A 16,265-nucleotide genomic window follows, 5' to 3' on the forward strand; every position below is an offset into this window, starting at 1 on the left:
GAGCCTCCCCATGAGCAACAGGGATGCCAGCCCGGAGGGGCGGAAGGAGTGCAAGGATTGCACTCCTGGCCGCGGGTGGCCTGGCAACCCTTGCACTTCCCGGCAGGACGAGGCGCTCTGGCCGGAGTCACCAGAGCCCTCACCGCCGAAAATGAAACGCCCGCGCCAGACACGAGGCCTGGCGCGGGCGGGATGAGAGGTTGCGACGAAGCCTACGGGTTGGCCTGCAGGGCCAGGTCGGCGAGCACCCTCAGAGGCGGAAGATACCCGAGCAGTCTTCTCCTCTCGGGAGCGTAGAACTGGGGCGGCTGTTCGGTCGAGGTCACATAGGCACTCTTGTTCTCGTTCCACCACAGGTAGAGGGGAATCCGCTCCTCGTCGACGACAGGATCGTCCGGGGCGTAGATGAACCCCTCGACTCGCACCGAGAGGGGAGATTGGTCGAGGGGCAACTCGCAGTGGTTGTCATCGGTGAGGATGAAGCTTGAAGGACCGAGCGTGCATTGGTAGAGGGGCTTGAGCTTCAGCTGCCAGAGAAGGGAGGAGGGAATGTTCTTGCTGAAGATCGAGCCCTCCACCTTGTTCTGTTCCAGGCCGCCTTCCTGGTAGATGCCGAAGTTCGATGGATCTGGCACCCCATCCCGCTCATCCAGGTTCGGCCTGTAGCCAAGATGGCTCGGGCCCGGATTCACCAGAACCACGGAGGAGGTCGTCAGGAAGAGGGGGTAGCTCGAGCTCTGGCGGAACCGCACGAGCGCCTTGTCGAGGAACGGTGAGTACGAGAACAGCAGGGCCTCGCTGGCCTTCAGCCTGTTGATGTCCCAGTTCTCGCAGATGCTCAGATCGAGAGGACGCGTGATGTGGGTGACCCCAATGGCGTCGTACGTCTTCTTGATGGGGCCGATGGAGTTGAGGCACGCGCCACGAAGCGACAAGGTCTCCCAACGCCTCTTGCCCAGACACAGCGGCGTGACCCCGCGATAGTCATCCCTGAATCCCCAGACGGCCTCGAGGTAATAGCCCTTCTGGGAGGGTTCCGGGTGAAGCGTCCCCCCTTGGGTCAGCAGGGGGGATGGAGAGAACGAGAGGACGCCTTTCATGTCGGCGAAGGCCATGGGCGAGCCATCGAGGGTGTTGGGCGCTCCCTCGGAGCAGTAGTCCGCCATGGCCATGCGCACGCACGTCTGGTGGAAGTCGAGCGCATCCTGGCCCGCGTAGGGTTTCTCCTCCCCCTTGATGATGACGGTCTTGTTCACGCTCCAGGGCGGGTAGCCCCAGTCGATACACTTGGCGATGACTCCGCCCTTCTCGAGGATCCCCCCATAGGTCGAGTTGTCCCCGGGATCGGGAATGCAGGCGAAGGTGAAGTGGGTGGAGTACGTGGGAAGCATCGGCTCGCCCGTGTTCGTCCAGGCGTAGGGAACCGCCAGCGCGAACCCATTCGTCGTCGAGCACAGCTGTCCGGATTGCTGCCCCAGCCTCCATCCCACCCGGAACCGGAAGGGGACCTCACTGGAAATCGTCCCATCGAGGACGTTGGTGTGAACGGCGACCTCCTGGAGGGTGAGCTCCACCGTCTGCCCCCCAAAGGGCGCGAAGAACCTCACGCCCACGAGGTCCTCCTTCGTCGGCATGCACCCACTCATGTCTTGCCGCATCCCCCTGAAGACGCCTTTGTGGAGGGAGAGGGTGCTCCAGTCGCAAGCGCTCGAGGGCGTGATGTCCTGGGCTCCGCTGAACGGGATGTTGAGGTTTTCGAAGGCGCCAGTGCCATGCGGCCGCGCGCCGTTGCCACTGTTCGTCGGCGGCGGAGAAAGCTCCGAGGCTTCCGCCGCCTCCCAGCCGAGCGGCAGCAAGGCGAGCGCCATCAGCAACGTGCATGACCTCGAGGTGAGGAAAGGCATTCTGTGTCTCCTTGGGTAGGGATCCGGAAGGACCGCTCGCAGCCCTTTGCAGGGGGCATGCCGACACCCGGCGCACCTCACGGAGCGGGCGCCGGAGCACAGACGCGCAGCCCGACGAAGGGCCAGCGCATCTGGGGATCCGCGTCCCCGTGGTTGAGGCCGCGGGCGGTCAGCTTGTCCTGGTAGAAGCAGCCGCCCCCATAGGCCGCCAACGGGGGCGAGGTGGGGGTGACCATCCACTCCCAGACGTTGCCCGCCAGGTCCGCCACCCCGAAGGGGCTGTCGGAGGCCGGGTGCGAGCCCACCTCGTCCGGACCGAAGGCGCGCGAACGACGCCCGTAGGTGGCATCGAAGTTGGCGTCATCGGGCTCGAGCCGGTTGCCATGCGGGTAGTCACGCCCATCCGCCCCCCGAGCGGCCCGCTCCCACTCACGCTCGTTGCACGGGCGCGCGCCGCGCAGCCGGCCGGTGCGATCCAGCCAGCCCAGATAGGCTCGGACGTCCTCCCACGAGATGCCGGAGACGGGGAAGCGCAGCCAGTCCTGCTCGGCCCGGAGGGTGCGATCCAGGTAGCGCAGCCGCTTCCCCTCGCGCACGCGGTAGGTGTTCCCCTCGTGCTCGAGCAGGAACTCCCAGGAGCCGTCGCGCCGTTCGCGCACCTCGATGGTGCCGAAGTAGTTGGTACCGTGAGGCCGATGCCTCGCCCGCTCCGCCGGAGGCAACGTGCGCAGGAAGGTCAGCCACTCGGCGTAGGTGACCTCGTGGCGCGCGATGAGGAAACCCTCCGTGGCCGCTTCGTGGAGGGGCCGCGTCGGGACCAGGTTGAGCCGGATGATCTCGGGATCGCCGCTGCCCAGGAGGAAGCGGCCCGGAGGCACGTACACGAACCCCTCGGGGACGGAGGCGGGCATGGGAACCCGGGCCGTGTGGCGCTCGTCACGCCCGAGCAGCACCGGGTAGAGCACGGGGGGACGGTCCGGCCGCTGGAGCGTCAGGCGATAGGAACCCGCGGGAAGCTCCACGTCCTCGAGCGGTGTCGTCCCCAGGGGCCGCGGCGTGGACCAGCGAAGCCGGCCCTGCTCGTCCTCGGCCCTCTCGAGCAGCACCTGTGCGCCTCCCGGCTCGCTCTCCACGTTCAGGTGGGCCGGCGCCTCCAGGCGTCGGCGGAACTCCCGGGTGTCATCCACCTGCGGCAGGCGCCGCTTCAGCTCCTCGAGCAGCTCGGGCGAGTGACGATGGCGCTCGGCCAGGAGGATGCGCTCGTAGAGCACCTCGGACAGGTGGTAGCGCAGCTCGGGACGGTGACTGTCGCGCAGCAGTGCCGCCTCGAGCTGCCGGGTGGCCTCCGCGTAATGGAGCTCCCCCTCCTCCGCGAGCGCCAACGTCCTGGCCCAGGAGGGCTCGGCATCGGCCCAGTCGTACGTGTCGAAGATCTCGAGCGACTGGCGCCGCGACTCCTCGGCCGCCCCCCCCCGCTCTCGCGCCTTCGCCACGGACAGCCGCGCCGCGGCCAGGGACCGGGTCACGCCCTGCTCGCGCTCCCGCCACGACTTCAGCTCGAGCCCTCCGTAGACGCCCGCCGCGGTGAGCGGCAACAGCAGCGCGGCCCCGATCCGTACCAGGCGCCGCCGCCACACCGCGCGCCTCGAGTCGCGGAGGAACGACGCCTCCGCCGGGCTCAATGACTCCTCGTCCAGCCGCTCCGCCTCCTCGAGCTGACGCCCGCTCCACAGCAGCTCGTTCGTCCCGCCCAGCCGCTGCCACTCGGCACAGGCCCGCTCGAGCCGCTGCCGCAACACACGCTGCTCCTCGCTCCCCGCCAGCCAGCCGCGCAGCGTGTCCCAGCCCCGCACCAGGGCCTCGTGCGCCAGCTCATAGGTGGCCGTCCCCTGCTCTCCCGCGGCCTCGCGGGCCACCACCAGGCGGCCGTGCACCAGCGCCTCCAGCGCCACGCGCGCCTCCTCCTGCTCCCACCCCGCCTCCCCCAGCAGCTCGGAACGAGGACGCCGGGCCCGCGTGCCCTCCGATAGCACCAGACGCAACAGCAACTTCCGCGCCGCCTCCCGCTGCCCGGGCCTCAATCCCGCCAGCACCCCATCCGCGTGACGCGCCAGCGCCCCCTCCACCCCACCCCAGGCCACCAGCGCCTCGGCCGGCACCACCCGGCGCCCGGGATCGCGCCGCTCCCACAGCTCCGCCAGGGCGAACTGCAACAGCGGCAGCCCCCCCTCGGTGCGTCCGGCGGCCACCAACTCCTCCACCATCCGCTCCGACTCGAAGCGAAAGCCCCGGGCGCGCGCGGGAGCGACGATGGCCTCGCGCAGCCCCGCTTCGTCCAGGTGCCGCAGCAGGTACAAGCCACCCGACAGAGCCTCCCCCAGCCCGGGCAGGGCCGCCATGCGCGCCAGGAAGTCCCCTCGCACGGTGGCCAGCACGCGCAGCCTCGGCCCACAGCCCGCCAGTCCTCCCAACGCCTGGGCGAAACACTCGGCATCCTCGGCCGCCGCCAGGGTGAGCACCTCCTCGAGCTGATCGACGAACACGAGCACTCCGCGGGGGCCCTCCTGCATGCGGACCCGCCGCCCCAACGCCGCGGGCTCCTGCCTCAACACCTCCAGCAACTCCGACTCCTGGCTGCCCAGGAGCGGTGCCAGCACCGCCGCCAACGACGCCAGCGGCCTCCGTCCCGGGAGCAGCTCGCATACCGCCCACATGCCGCCCGGCCCGAGCGCCCCCTCGGCCACGCGGGGCACCACCCCGGCGCGACACAGCGAGGACTTGCCCGCTCCCGAGTCCCCCGCCACCACGACCAGCGGTTCGGCCCTCAGCCGCTCCAGCACGACCCGCGCTTCGCTGGCTCGGCCGAAGAAGGTGGCGCGGTCCCGGGCGCTGAAGGTGTGCAATCCCGGGTAGGGACGCTCGCTCGCGTCCTCGTGTCCCCGGGTGTTCTCCTGCAGCGCCTCGAGTGCCTCCCGGAGCGCCTCGGCCGAGGCGAAGCGATCCGCGGGCTCGCGCGAGAGGCAGCGGTCGATGATGGCGGCGAAGGCGGGCTCCACCTGGGGAGCCACCTGCACCAGCGGCGCGGCGGGCTGATGCTGCACGGCGCCGCTCAGCGCCCGCAGGGTGCTCTCCATGTGCGGCAGGGTGCCGCTGCACAACTCGTAGAGCAGCACGCCCAGGGAGTACAGATCGCTGCGCGGGGTGGCGGATTCGCCCCGCCATATCTCCGGCGCCAGGTAGAGCGGCGTGCCAACCAGCCCCGTCACGGGAGCCGGGAGGTTCTCTGGCGGGGGGCCACTGGGGGCCGTGGCCGCGAGCGCGGGCGGACGGCTCGTCTCCTCCAGATCCACCGTGTCCTGGCCGGTGCCCGAGTCCCCTGAAGGGCCCCACGAAGAGGTGGACAGGGGCGCGGAGAGCCTCGGCTCGGCCAGACCTCCCGCCACGTCCAGCAGCTTGGCCACGCCGAAGTCGAGCAGCTTGAGCTCCCCCTCCTCGCTCAGCATGACGTTCGCGGGCTTGATGTCGCGGTGCAGCACGCCTCGCCGGTGGGCCGCCGCCAGCCCGCGCGCCAGGCCGATGCCGATCGCCAGCACGCGCTGCCAGGACAAGGGCCGGGGCAACCGCTCCAGGCTCTCGCCGCGCACGAACTCCGAGACGAGGTAGGGGTGGCGTTGCACCTCTCCCACGCGGTGGACCGCCACCACATTGGGGTGCTGCACACGGGCGATGGCGCGCGCCTCGGTGCGGAACCGCTCGCGCTGAGCCTCGTCCGGCATCTCACTGGCGATGAACTTCACCGCGACCGGACGGTCGAGCACCGTGTCCTGGGCGAGGTACACCTCTCCCATGGAACCCCGGCCGAGCGGCCGGAGCAGACGGTATTCCTCGAACATGCCGGGCGGCCGCCAGGCCGTCATTCCAGAGTCACCTTCCTCTGGATTTTGTACTTCTTGAGCTTGAAGGCAAAGGTGCGCAGCGGCATGCCGATGAGCTGGGCCGCGTGCCGTTGGACACCCTCCGTCGCCTCCAGCGCCTCCAACATGCGCTGGCGCTCCAGCTCGCGCAGCTCCTCGGCGATGGGACGGAAGGCCCGGGGGGAGACCCCAGCGGGCGTGGCGTGAGGAACCGGAGCGGTGGACCGTGGTGCCGGGGGAGCTGGAGTCCCGCCCCCCTCGAGCCTGGGAGCCCGCAGGGAGTCCGGCAGGTGCGAGGGCTCGAGGATGGGACCCGGGGCGGTGGCGGCCGCGTACTCCAGGACGTTCCTCAGCTCGCGCACGTTTCCCTTCCAGGAATGGGCACTCAGCACCCCCATGGTGCCCGCGGAGAGGCTCAGGGGCGAGCGCCCCAACCGGGCACACGCCTCCTCGAGGAACGCGCGCGCCAGCAGGGGCAGCTCCCGGGGCCGATCCCTCAACGGGGGCAGCATCACCACCGCGGCCGACAGACGGAAGAACAGATCCTCTCGGAAGCGGCCCGCCTCCACCTCCTTCGCGAGCACCCGGTGGGTGGCCGCCACGATCCGCAGGTCCACTTCCCGCTCGCGCGAGTCACCCAGGCGCGTGATGCGCTTCTGCTCCAACGCGCGCAGCAGCTTGGCCTGGAGGGAGAGGGACAGCTCGGCCACTTCGTCCAGGAAGAGCGTGCCACCATTGGCGCGCTCGAGCAGACCGGCCTTGGGTTTGTCCGCGCCGGAGAAGGCGCCCCGCTCGTAGCCGAACAGCTCACTCTCCGCCAGGCTCTCGGGGATGGCGGAGCAGTTGAGCGCCACGAAGGGCCGCTCCACGCGCGGCGACCAGTAGTGCACCGCCCAGGCCGCGTTCTCCTTGCCCGAGCCCGTCTCTCCGTGGATGAGGACGGGGAGCGTACTGGCCGCCAGGCGCCGGAGCAGCTCGTACGTGCGCACCATGGCGGCATCCGCCACCACCAGGGAGCGCTCCCCCAGCTCGAGCCGGTAGAGCCTGGGATCGGAGACGCGCAGGCTCCCCGGCGACGCCGCCAGCGCCACGGCCCGTGCGGCGGCGATGAGCGCGTCCGCGTTCAGCCCGTCCTGGGGCGCGGTGGCCAATCCCGCCCGCATCTGGGGAGCCAACGGGGAGAGCACCTCCAGGAACCCCTGGGCCGCGTCCTCCGCCGCCTCCTCCTCCAGCTCGGGCAGCAACACCCACAGCGCACTGCCCGCCTGACACACCACATCCATCATCCGCAGGGAGGCGCCGAGGGCACGCACCAACTCGGGCAGGGGCGCGTGGGAGGAGCCCGGCTCCAGCACCACCACGCTCACCGCGCGCTCGTAGTCCAGCACGCGCTCGAGCTCCTCGGACAGCCGGAGGCGCAGGGCGGGCTCATCCAAAGAGGGGCGCTCGGGCTGCGCCCCCTCCCCCCCGTGAAGCACGAGGGTGACGTTGCCCAGCGTCACCACGTCCCCGCTGTAGAGCACCTGCCCACCCACCACCCGCTCCCCGTTGATCCGGGCGCCGTTGTGGCTGCCGAGATCATTGAGGCGGGCCATCCCCTCGCCCACCACCAGCTCCGCGTGGCGGCGGCTCACCGAGGGATCCTCCAAGCGGATGTCCGAGGAAGGATCCCGGCCGATGCGCAGGGTGCCAGCGCGAGGCAGGGACCGGAGCGAGGAGGAGTTCCCCTCCAGCACCAGCAGGTACATGTGCCCATCACGGCTCGGGCGGGCGCCGGACGAAGCGCGCCTGGCATCCAGGGTCTCTTTGAATTCCGGGGGCGGCATTGCAGGACCATGCAACCCCTGCCCGAGGGGCGATGCAAGTCTTGCACTGCGGGAATGTGGGCTGCCCGCCCATCCGCTGGCGGGCAGCCTCGACATACGGTCGCTCAGTTCGAGCTACGGATGACCGACAGCCCGACCTCGTCGAGGACGCCCTGGTCACGCCCCAGGGCGAGCAGGAAGTCCTCGAGGTCCATGGCCTCCCGCGACACGAAGCCCGTGGGCCCGGCCGCGGAGGACAGACCCGCCTGCTCGGCCTCGTCCTCCACGCGCAGCACGTCACGCTTCACGATGAACGGCTTCGCGTCCCGGGTGGCGGCCCCCAGACGCTCGACCTTGATGCCCGTGTAGCCCAGCACCGCGTGTGAGGCGCGGGTGGCGACACGAGGACCCGCGGAGAACGCCCGGGCCAGCCGCTCCTCGATGGCGCGCACCTGCTCGGGGTCCGTCACCGTCACGCTCGGGTTGGGACGGCCCGAGTACATGAGGAATGTCACACGCAGGCCCGTCTGCGATTGCTCGGCCCGGGTGTCCGACGCGAAGACGTTCGTGGCACCGCCGAGCGAGAGGCTCAGCACACCACACAGGAAGGCCGCTTTGAATGAATGGCGAGACATGTATTTTCTCCTGGATTCCTGGATGGCCTACTGGATGTTCTCGTGGCCGTAGCCTTCGGCGATGTCCGACCAGATCATGAAGAAGCCGCAGAACTGCGTGTAGGGGCCCCGGTTCGCGGTCCGCGGATCGGTGATCACATTGCCCGAGTTGTCGAGGTTCGTCGCGGGAGTGCCACCGGGCTTGTGGCTCCACGTGCCATTCTCGTCGAGCCGATACCAGTGATAGTCATACCCCGGCGCGACCACCAGGGCGGCGCCACTCTTGAAGTTCAGGAGGGTGCTCGGGTAGTCGGAGATGGGCTCGAGACCATCGTTGATGGCGGCCTGCCGCACCACCGCGCAGTCCATCACCGTGGCCTGGTTTCCCGATGCCTTTCCGGGCTGCGCGAACGTGTTGGTGGCCTTGTTGTTGGTGTAGTTGTAGCAGTTGTTGCTGCCCTGCCGGTCGTTTCCATTCCAGTAGCTCGGCTCGAAGCTGGGCCGGCCCGGGTTCAGGACGTTCCACACCTCCCACTTGGGCAGCGCGCGGTTGTAGACGAGGACCTCGTCGATGCGGTCATTGAACCGGGAGAAGGACGAGTCCTTGTGGCCACCAATCAGGAACGGCAGGTCGGTGTTGTTGATGTTCCCCATCTTCGGAGTCTGGAGACCGGCCTGGTACCCGTCGATGTAGAAGGCGATGTGCACCGGCCAGGACGTGCGATCGACGCTGACCGCGACGTGATGCCAGCGATTGGGCACCAGCGGCACGGTGCCATCGGAGGTGTAGTTGATCCAGCCCGTCTCGTCGGCCAGCTGGAGAAGGAGTGAGTTGCCTTGGTAGACCGAGAACGCGTAGCCACGGCCGTCGGAGCCGCGATTGTCGATGAGGGTCTTGATGGACCGGCTCGTGTCGGACATCCGGATCCACGCCGACAGCGTGAAGCTTCCCGTGCCAAAGTTCAGCGACGGAGAGTTGCTCACCCGGATGTATTTGTCTCCGGACAGGTCCATTCCCGAGGAGCTCCAACCGTAGGACGAGGCCCGGCCGCCGGAGACGTTCCCCGTCTGCCCCAGACCACTCGTGTCGGGTGCGAGCTCGTTCGTCAGGAGGCGAATGGTCTGCTTCCACTCGCCCACGAGTCCATTGGTGACCCGGATGGGAACGGCCTCGCTCCTCATGCCGGGCAACAGGACCGCGATCGCCGCGGCCAGGGTCCACTTGAGATGTTTCACGGTTGCTCCTGTATCAGGGTGGACTGCACGAAGAGTCATAGCAAAGCGCACTGACATGCCCTGTCAGGCAGGAGCCCGCGATCGAGGTGCCAGGGATGGGCGAGGTCACGCTGTCGCTCGAGCAGGACACGCTGGAGGCGCTCCGGCTGGGAACGCACGTGGGAAGCTGCCTGGGCCTCAATGGCCTCTGTGATTGCTCGGCGGCGGTGGTGCTCGACGTCAACAAGCGCGTCCTCTACGCGAGGGGCTCGAGGAACCGGAGGTGGAGAACGTGCTGGTCCACCCACTTCTGGCATGACGGAGCCTGGGAGCTCACCCCACCCGCCAGCAGGTGCGTGTGAGTGTGGGTGAACCGTCAGCGCCCGAGTTGAATGTTCTCCAGGACTCCGAGCGCGTCGGGGATGAGCACGGCCGCGGAGTAGTAGGTGCTGACGAGATAGGAGGAGACCGCCTTCTCGTTGACGCCCATGTGCCGCACGGAGAGGCCCGGCTCGACCTCATCCGGGATGCCCGTCTGCCTCAGCCCGATGACGCCTTGATCGTCCTTCCCCGTCCGGAGCACGAGGATGGAGGTCGTGCCGTACTCGGAGATGGGAATCTTGTCGCAGGGCAGCAACGGAACGCCGCGCCAGCCGATGAACTTGCGGCCCTCCACCTCGACAATGGGCGGGTAGAGCCCACGCCGGGTGCACTCCTGACCGAACGCGGAGATGGTGCGCGGATGGGCCAGGAAGAACCGTGACTTCTTGCGCCGGCTGAGCAGATCGTCCAGGTCATCGGGCGTGGGCGGCCCGCTGCGCGCGTGGATGCGCTGCTTGAGGTCCGCGTTGTGCAGCAGCCCGAAGTCCCGGTTGTTGATCATCTCGTCTTCCTGCCGCTCGCGCAGGGCCTCGATGGTCAACCGGACCTGCTCCCCGACCTGGTTCATCGGGCCGTTGAACACGTCCGCCACGCGGGTATGCACCTTGAGCAGGGTCTGCGCCAGGCTCAGCTCATACTCGCGGGGCTCGAGGTCATAGTCGACGAACGTCCCCGGGAGCTCCGGCTCGCCGTGGTGTCCCGCCGCGAGCTGGATGGCGGCCTGTCCCGCCTTGTCCTGGGGCTTGCTCAACCGCTCCTTGAGCCGATCGACGTGAGCGGACAGCACCGCGGACTGTTTGATCAGCTCCTCGAACACCCGCTGCGGCAGCATCATCACCGTGCACGGGGTGAGCGCCTTGACCGTGAACTTCCACTGGTCGTTCGACTCCACCACCGACATGTCCCCGAGGTGATCGCCATCGGCGAGCGTCTCCAGCAGGACCTCGTCGCCATACTGGCCCCAGCCCACCTTCTGGGCCTTGCCATGGGCGAGCAGGATCACCTGCTCGGCGGGCTGACCCGCCTCGACGATCCGCTCGCCCGGCTTGAACTCCCTCTGGACGAACCGGGCCGCCAGGGCGGACAACACCTCGGCGTCCTCGACCTCGCGCAGCAGCGGCAGCTCCCGCAGCTCCTGGGGAATGACCTCCACCCGGGCGCCGACGTTGGAGAAGCTGAGGCGCCCATCACCCACGGAGTAGGTCAGGCGACGGTTGACGCGGTACACGCCACCCGGCACCTCGACCCAGGGCAGCATGCGCAGCAGCCACCGGGGGGAGATTCCCAACATCTGCGGCCGCGACTTCGTCGTCGTCGCCAACTGACGGGCCGCGTCCGTCCCCAGGCTCATCTGCCGCTGTTCCACATCACCACCACCGCTGCCCGTGTTCATCGTATTCGCCATGAGCTGTGCCTCAGCTGTGTCTGGACTGCCTCAGACCGCCCGCATGCTAGACGCGGCCGATCTCCACGCTCTCGAGGATGCCGAGCGCGTCGGGGATGAGCACCGCCGTGGAGAAGTAGGTGCTGACGAGGTAGGACATGACCGCCTTGTCGTTGATGCCCATGAACCGCACGTTCAGGCTGGGCTCGACCTCGTCGGGGATGCCGGCCTGGTGCAGGCCAACGACGCCCTGGTTCTCCTCTCCCACGCGCATCAGCATGATGGAGCTGGTCCGCGTCTCGCTGATGGGAATCTTGTTGCTGGGGAAGATGGGGATGCCGCGCCAGGCGGTGACCGCGCGGCCGTTCACGTCGACGCTGCCCGGGTAGACACCACGGCGGTTGCACTCCTGGCCGAACGCGGCGATGGCCCGCGGGTGGGCCAGGAAGAAGGACGGATCCTTCCACACGGTGGCCAGCAGCTCGTCCATGTCATCCGGCGTCGGCGGCCCGCTGCGGGTGTGGATGCGCTGCTTGAGATCGGCGTTGTGCAGCAGGCCGAACTCACGGTTGTTGATCAGCTCGTGCTCCTTGCGCTCCTTCAGCGCCTCGACGGTCAAACGCAGCTGCTCCTGGACCTGGTTCATCGGATCGTTGAAGAGGTCGGCGACGCGCGTGTGGATCTGAAGCACCGTCTGCGCCACGCTCAGCTCGTACTCGCGGGGCGACGTCTCGTAGTCCACGTAGGTGCCCGGCAGCACGGGCTCGCCGTGGTGGCCGGCGGCCAGCTCGATGTCCGCCTGGCCCGACGGGTCCTTCTTCTTCTTGGCGAGCGCCTTGAAGTCCTCGACGTGCTTCTGCAACGTCGGAGACTGGGCGAGCACCGCCTCGAACGCGGACTGCTGGAGGACCAGCGCGATGACCGGGGTGACGGCCTTGGCCGTGAACTTCCACGGGTCATTCGACTCCAGCAGCACCTCGTAGCTGTAGTGGTCGCCATCGGCCAGCACCTCCAGCACCGTCTGCTCGCCGTACTTGCTGGTGCCGATCTTGTTCACCTTGCCGTGCGCGATGAGGACGATCGAGTCGGCCTCCTGGCCAGCCTGGGTGATGACCTCACCGGCCTTGTATTCCTTCTGCTCGAAGCGGTTGGCCAGGGCGAGCAGAACCTCGGGGTCATCGAAGCCGCGCAGCAGGGGCAGCTCACGGAGTTCCTGGGGGATGACCTGCACCCGCGCGCCAGTGCTGGTGAAGGACACGCGGCCATCGCCCACGTTGTAGCTCAGGCGCCGGTTGAGACGGAACACGCCACCGTTGACCTGCACCCAGGGCAGCAGCTTGAGCAGCCACCGGTTGGAGATGCCCTGCATCTGCGGGGCGGACTTGGTCGTCGTCGCCAGCTGGCGCGCCGCTTCCGTCCCGAGGCTCATCTGCTGCTTCCTGGCTTCCTCAATCAGCTTCTCGAAATTCGCCATGACACTCACCTCTTTCCTTCGGTCAGAAGAACACGATCCTTTTCACGGCCAGCCGGCCCGGGCCGGTTGCCACCCGACAGCAGCGACGCGATGCGCGCCGCCGAGGTGCCCAACCCGGTGGGACCCCTGAGCTGCTGCATGTAGCGCCCGGGCGTCCGGCTCTTGCGCAACTCGAATTCCTTGTAGCGGTCCACCGTCTGGTGCCAGATGAGCACGCCAGCCATCCATTGCTGGAGCTGCTCGACGTAGCCGCGCAGTCTCTCCTGGGCCTTCCCGTCCAGGCCCCAGTGGGTAACGAGGGCTGGCAGCTCGGTGGCGACGATGTGCTCGAACTGGCGCATCCGCGCGGTCATCAGCTCGTTGACGACCTCCACACCCCGCTGCTTGTCGAGCTCGAGGAAGCGCTGAACGACCAGCACGCCGTTGTGGATCTCCCCCTCGAACTCGATCTCCTTCTGGTAGGAGAAGACGTCGTTGGTCAGACAGGCGTAGTCGGCGGCGGAGTTCTCCAGCGCACGCATCGTCCGGGTCCGGAAGAGCCCGGACGGGAGCCCGTGGCCCTGGGCCAGTCGCGACAGGCTCATCGTGAGATCCGAGCCAAACGTCTTGCGGCGCATCTCCACATAGTCGACCGGGTCCGGAACCCGGTTCTGGATTTGATTGGCGAGCTCCCACAACCAGCTCTCGGTCATGTCCTGGATGGCCCGGCGGAACTGATTGCGCGCATCGGCGGACATGGGGCCCGCCGTGCGAGCCCACAAGTCGGCGAGGCCCCGCTCCACCGGATTGGTGGGAACGGCGGTGAGGGTGGCGGGATCATCCGGCATGAACGCCGTCAGCCGCGCGTTGAACACCTTCGCCCCCGCCATGTCGCGGGTGTAGCCGTAGAGCGCCGGGAAGTAGTCGTCCGCGTAGGTTCCCCAGACGAGCCAGCCGGCCGTGAGATCCAGCTGGGGGCCCGAGGCCGCCGGGTGGATCAACGCACCGCACAGGGCCACGTCGGCGACATCGAACGTGTGGTCATCCCAGATGTAGACACCCGGGAGGCCAGGCAGGGCGTCCAGCATTCCCATCTGGCGCGCCCATTCCTTGGAGCTGCGCCGCGCGGCGTCCAGGTGGGCGTTCTGCCGTGTCGAGTACGGCATGTAGAACCGGGGCAGCTTGACCGGACCCACGGCCGTATAGGGAACGTGGGTGTAGCTCTTGAACCGCCCCAACCCCAGGGCGCCGGGTGACAGGTGGAGCCGCGCCGCCGAGGTCCCCAGGCCCGTGGGGCCGAGGGGAAGGCTGATGGGCGAGTGCCCCGCGCTCCCGGCGGACTTGTTCATGTAGCGGCTCGAGCGCATGTGCCACTCGTGGCCGCCGGACTGCCAGTCCTGGAGTCCTCGGATATAGGTGAGGACGTGCATCCGCTCGACCGGGTTGAGGCCGTACTCCTCGAAGAGGGACGGCAGCTCGGTCAGCGCGGTGTTCTCGAACTGCTGCAGCCGGGACGTGAGGATCTCGTTGGTCAGATGGGCGGCGCGCGGCGGGTCGACGTTCAGGAAGCGCTCGAGGACCAGGACACAGTTGGAGAGCTCGCCCTCCTCCAGGATCTCCCGCTCGTAGGAGAACAGGTCGTTGCGCAGGTGCACTCCATCGGAGAACGTGTCCTTGAGGACGCGCATCGGACGGGAATCGGCGATGCGGGCCGGGACCTCGGCGAAGACGGCGTGCTCCACGAGATCCGCCGACCAGGGAGCCCCACCCACCTTGCGGCGCATCTCGATGTACTCGATGGGGTTGGCGACACGGCGCTCGCTGATGTTGGCCAGCTCCCACATCGACTCATCGAGCAGGTTCTTGGTGCTCTCGAAGAACCGGCGCCGCCACTCCACGGATTTGCTCGGCACCGTGCGAGCCCACAGATCCGCCAGACCCCGCTCCACCGGATTGGTGGGCGCTGGCGGTGCGACGGAGAGGTCGACCGGCATGAACGCGGGAAGCCTGTCGAGGTACGCCTTAGCGCCCGTCAGATCCTTGGAGCGCTTGTAGACTTCGAGGAAGTGATCATCGAAGTAGAAGACCCAGACATACCAATCCGTCACCAGGTCGAGCTCCGGGCCGGGAGCCTCGGGATGGGTGTACGCGCAGAGCAGCGCGTAATCCATGGCATCGAACTTCGCCTCATCCCAGACATCGGGGGTCTTCCCGTCCTTCGGCGGATCCAGGATCCCCATCTCACGCGCCCACGCCTTGGAGTGCACCCGGGCCCCCTCGAGAGAGGGATTCAGGCGCGCCGGCCAGGGGACATAGAAGTCTGGCAATTCAAAGGGTTGTTTGACTGGCGCCGCGGTCATGGTTGCACCTCGTCGCACTCACAGGACAAGAAGTGCCTGGTAGGCAACGGACGGTGACCACTAGCACCTGGCATGCCAGCCCCTCCCGAAGCCTTCACTCAGAGGGGAGGTGCCTTGGATTCATCCGTGGCACCAGGAAGAGGGCCTGGTGACACGTCAATCGACGTGTCAGGAGGGAACTGACGTGTCAGCTCGGCTCACGGGTTCGCGCTGAGCGGCCCGTACCCGGCCCGTCAACGCACTGGTGCCCAGATGGCGCTGTGGGCCTCCGGCGCGTCCGGAGACACTTCCGCCGTATAGAAGTAGGCCGCGATCGCGGCTCGACCGCGACCCTCGGGACACTCCAGCGGGGATGGGTGGCCATGCCAGTAGTCATCGCCATGAGCCATCACGACCAGCCGATCGAGCAGCGGAGCGATTCGTGTCTCGCACCTGGAGAGATCGGCACTCCACAGCTCGAGGTCGCCGCCCCAGGCGGGTTCCCAGCCGGGGTTCAGGTAGTAGAGGACGGTGAGCCGCCGCGTGAGCGCTCGGAAACGATCGCGGTTGAAGTCCGCGTGAAGCGCCAGATGGCCCCCCCGCAGAGTGAGGTGCAGCCCGGCGCCCCGGAAATGAGGATCCGCGATGAGCCCCTGGACTCCGGTGAGCGTCTCCAGGAAATCGAGGAACGACATGCTCGAGAGCTCCGAGAGCAGGTGCCGGAGCGCTCCGTGCACACCCTCGAACGCCTTGCGCTGGAGTTGCCCCAGGCGCGCCGCCTGTTCCTGGTGATCGCGCCGCTTCCAGTGGGCGTCGGAGGCGCCCGGGAAGACCCCAGCCAGTCCGGACGCGAGCCGCTCTCCCAGGAAGCCATCGATGACGACGTGAGGATAGGGCCGTGCGGCGCCGTAGGCGTCACGATGGGCCAGCGCGAGCGAGCGGAGCGCCGTACGCGACAGGAAGAAGCTCGGACCCAACAACGGGCCTTCTTCGATGGTTGCGACGCTCACGGTGCCTCTCCGCCAGGGTTGCCGGCCTGCGATGATGCCATGAGGGCCCATCTCAGCAGAGGAGCGACTCCCTTGCTTGCCTGATCCGGGGGCTGGCGCGGGCCGTGCTCTCCTGGTCCGTGTCCTTCCGTGCTCGCTGAGCTGGTGCGTTGGGCGACGAAGGGACACCCGGTTGATGACCGTTGAGGGCACACGCGCCAAGGCCGGAACCCCCTGATGATCAGAGGATTCCGGCCTCGGCTTGTC

General features: G+C 68.1%; 10 protein-coding genes. 1 reads left to right on the forward strand and 9 read right to left on the reverse strand.

Annotated elements, in window-relative coordinates:
* Positions 1 to 212: 212 nt before the first annotated feature.
* From JQX13_RS43590 to JQX13_RS43610, 5 genes are all read right to left on the reverse strand, one after another.
* Positions 213 to 1,904: an ADYC domain-containing protein gene (locus JQX13_RS43590; protein ID WP_203405309.1), complete on the reverse strand. Its 1,692-nt coding sequence runs from the start codon at positions 1,902 to 1,904 to the stop codon at positions 213 to 215.
* A gap of 77 nt (positions 1,905 to 1,981) precedes the next feature.
* Positions 1,982 to 5,821: a bifunctional serine/threonine-protein kinase/formylglycine-generating enzyme family protein gene (locus JQX13_RS43595; RefSeq protein ID WP_203405310.1), complete on the reverse strand. Its 3,840-nt coding sequence runs from the start codon at positions 5,819 to 5,821 to the stop codon at positions 1,982 to 1,984.
* Positions 5,818 to 7,566 carry a sigma 54-interacting transcriptional regulator gene (locus JQX13_RS43600; RefSeq protein ID WP_239014210.1) on the reverse strand — a complete coding sequence of 583 codons (1,749 nt, stop codon included), beginning with the start codon at positions 7,564 to 7,566 and terminating at the stop codon, positions 5,818 to 5,820. Before JQX13_RS43600 ends, JQX13_RS43595 begins: the two co-directional genes overlap by 4 nt.
* A 182-nt stretch (positions 7,567 to 7,748) precedes the next feature.
* Positions 7,749 to 8,258, reverse strand: a complete 510-nt coding sequence (locus JQX13_RS43605; protein WP_203405311.1) for a hypothetical protein — start codon at positions 8,256 to 8,258, stop codon at positions 7,749 to 7,751.
* A gap of 27 nt (positions 8,259 to 8,285) precedes the next feature.
* Positions 8,286 to 9,473: a LamG domain-containing protein gene (locus JQX13_RS43610; RefSeq protein ID WP_203405312.1), complete on the reverse strand. Its 1,188-nt coding sequence runs from the start codon at positions 9,471 to 9,473 to the stop codon at positions 8,286 to 8,288.
* Positions 9,474 to 9,568: 95 nt separating this feature from the next.
* Between JQX13_RS43610 and JQX13_RS43615 the strand changes: the two genes are divergently transcribed.
* Positions 9,569 to 9,814 (forward strand): hypothetical protein, encoded by a 246-nt coding sequence (locus tag JQX13_RS43615; RefSeq protein WP_203405313.1) that lies wholly within the window; start codon positions 9,569 to 9,571, stop codon positions 9,812 to 9,814.
* Positions 9,815 to 9,828: 14 nt separating this feature from the next.
* Here the strand turns inward: JQX13_RS43615 and JQX13_RS43620 are convergent, their stop codons facing one another.
* The 4 genes from JQX13_RS43620 to JQX13_RS43635 form a co-directional block, all read right to left on the reverse strand.
* Positions 9,829 to 11,238, reverse strand: a complete 1,410-nt coding sequence (locus JQX13_RS43620) for a family 2B encapsulin nanocompartment shell protein (protein WP_203405314.1) — start codon at positions 11,236 to 11,238, stop codon at positions 9,829 to 9,831.
* A 46-nt stretch (positions 11,239 to 11,284) separates the two neighbouring features.
* Positions 11,285 to 12,691 (reverse strand): family 2B encapsulin nanocompartment shell protein, encoded by a 1,407-nt coding sequence (locus JQX13_RS43625; RefSeq protein WP_203405315.1) that lies wholly within the window; start codon positions 12,689 to 12,691, stop codon positions 11,285 to 11,287.
* 5 nt (positions 12,692 to 12,696) lie between these two features.
* A complete protein-coding gene (locus tag JQX13_RS43630) occupies positions 12,697 to 15,030 on the reverse strand; it encodes a family 2 encapsulin nanocompartment cargo protein terpene cyclase (RefSeq protein ID WP_203405316.1) in 2,334 nt (777 codons plus the stop codon).
* Between the two features lie 233 nt (positions 15,031 to 15,263).
* Positions 15,264 to 16,019 (reverse strand): 2OG-Fe(II) oxygenase, encoded by a 756-nt coding sequence (locus JQX13_RS43635; RefSeq protein ID WP_203405317.1) that lies wholly within the window; start codon positions 16,017 to 16,019, stop codon positions 15,264 to 15,266.
* Positions 16,020 to 16,265 lie beyond the last annotated feature (246 nt).

Origin of the sequence: Archangium violaceum (assembly GCF_016859125.1) — a bacterium.
Taxonomy (GTDB): domain Bacteria; phylum Myxococcota; class Myxococcia; order Myxococcales; family Myxococcaceae; genus Archangium; species Archangium violaceum_A.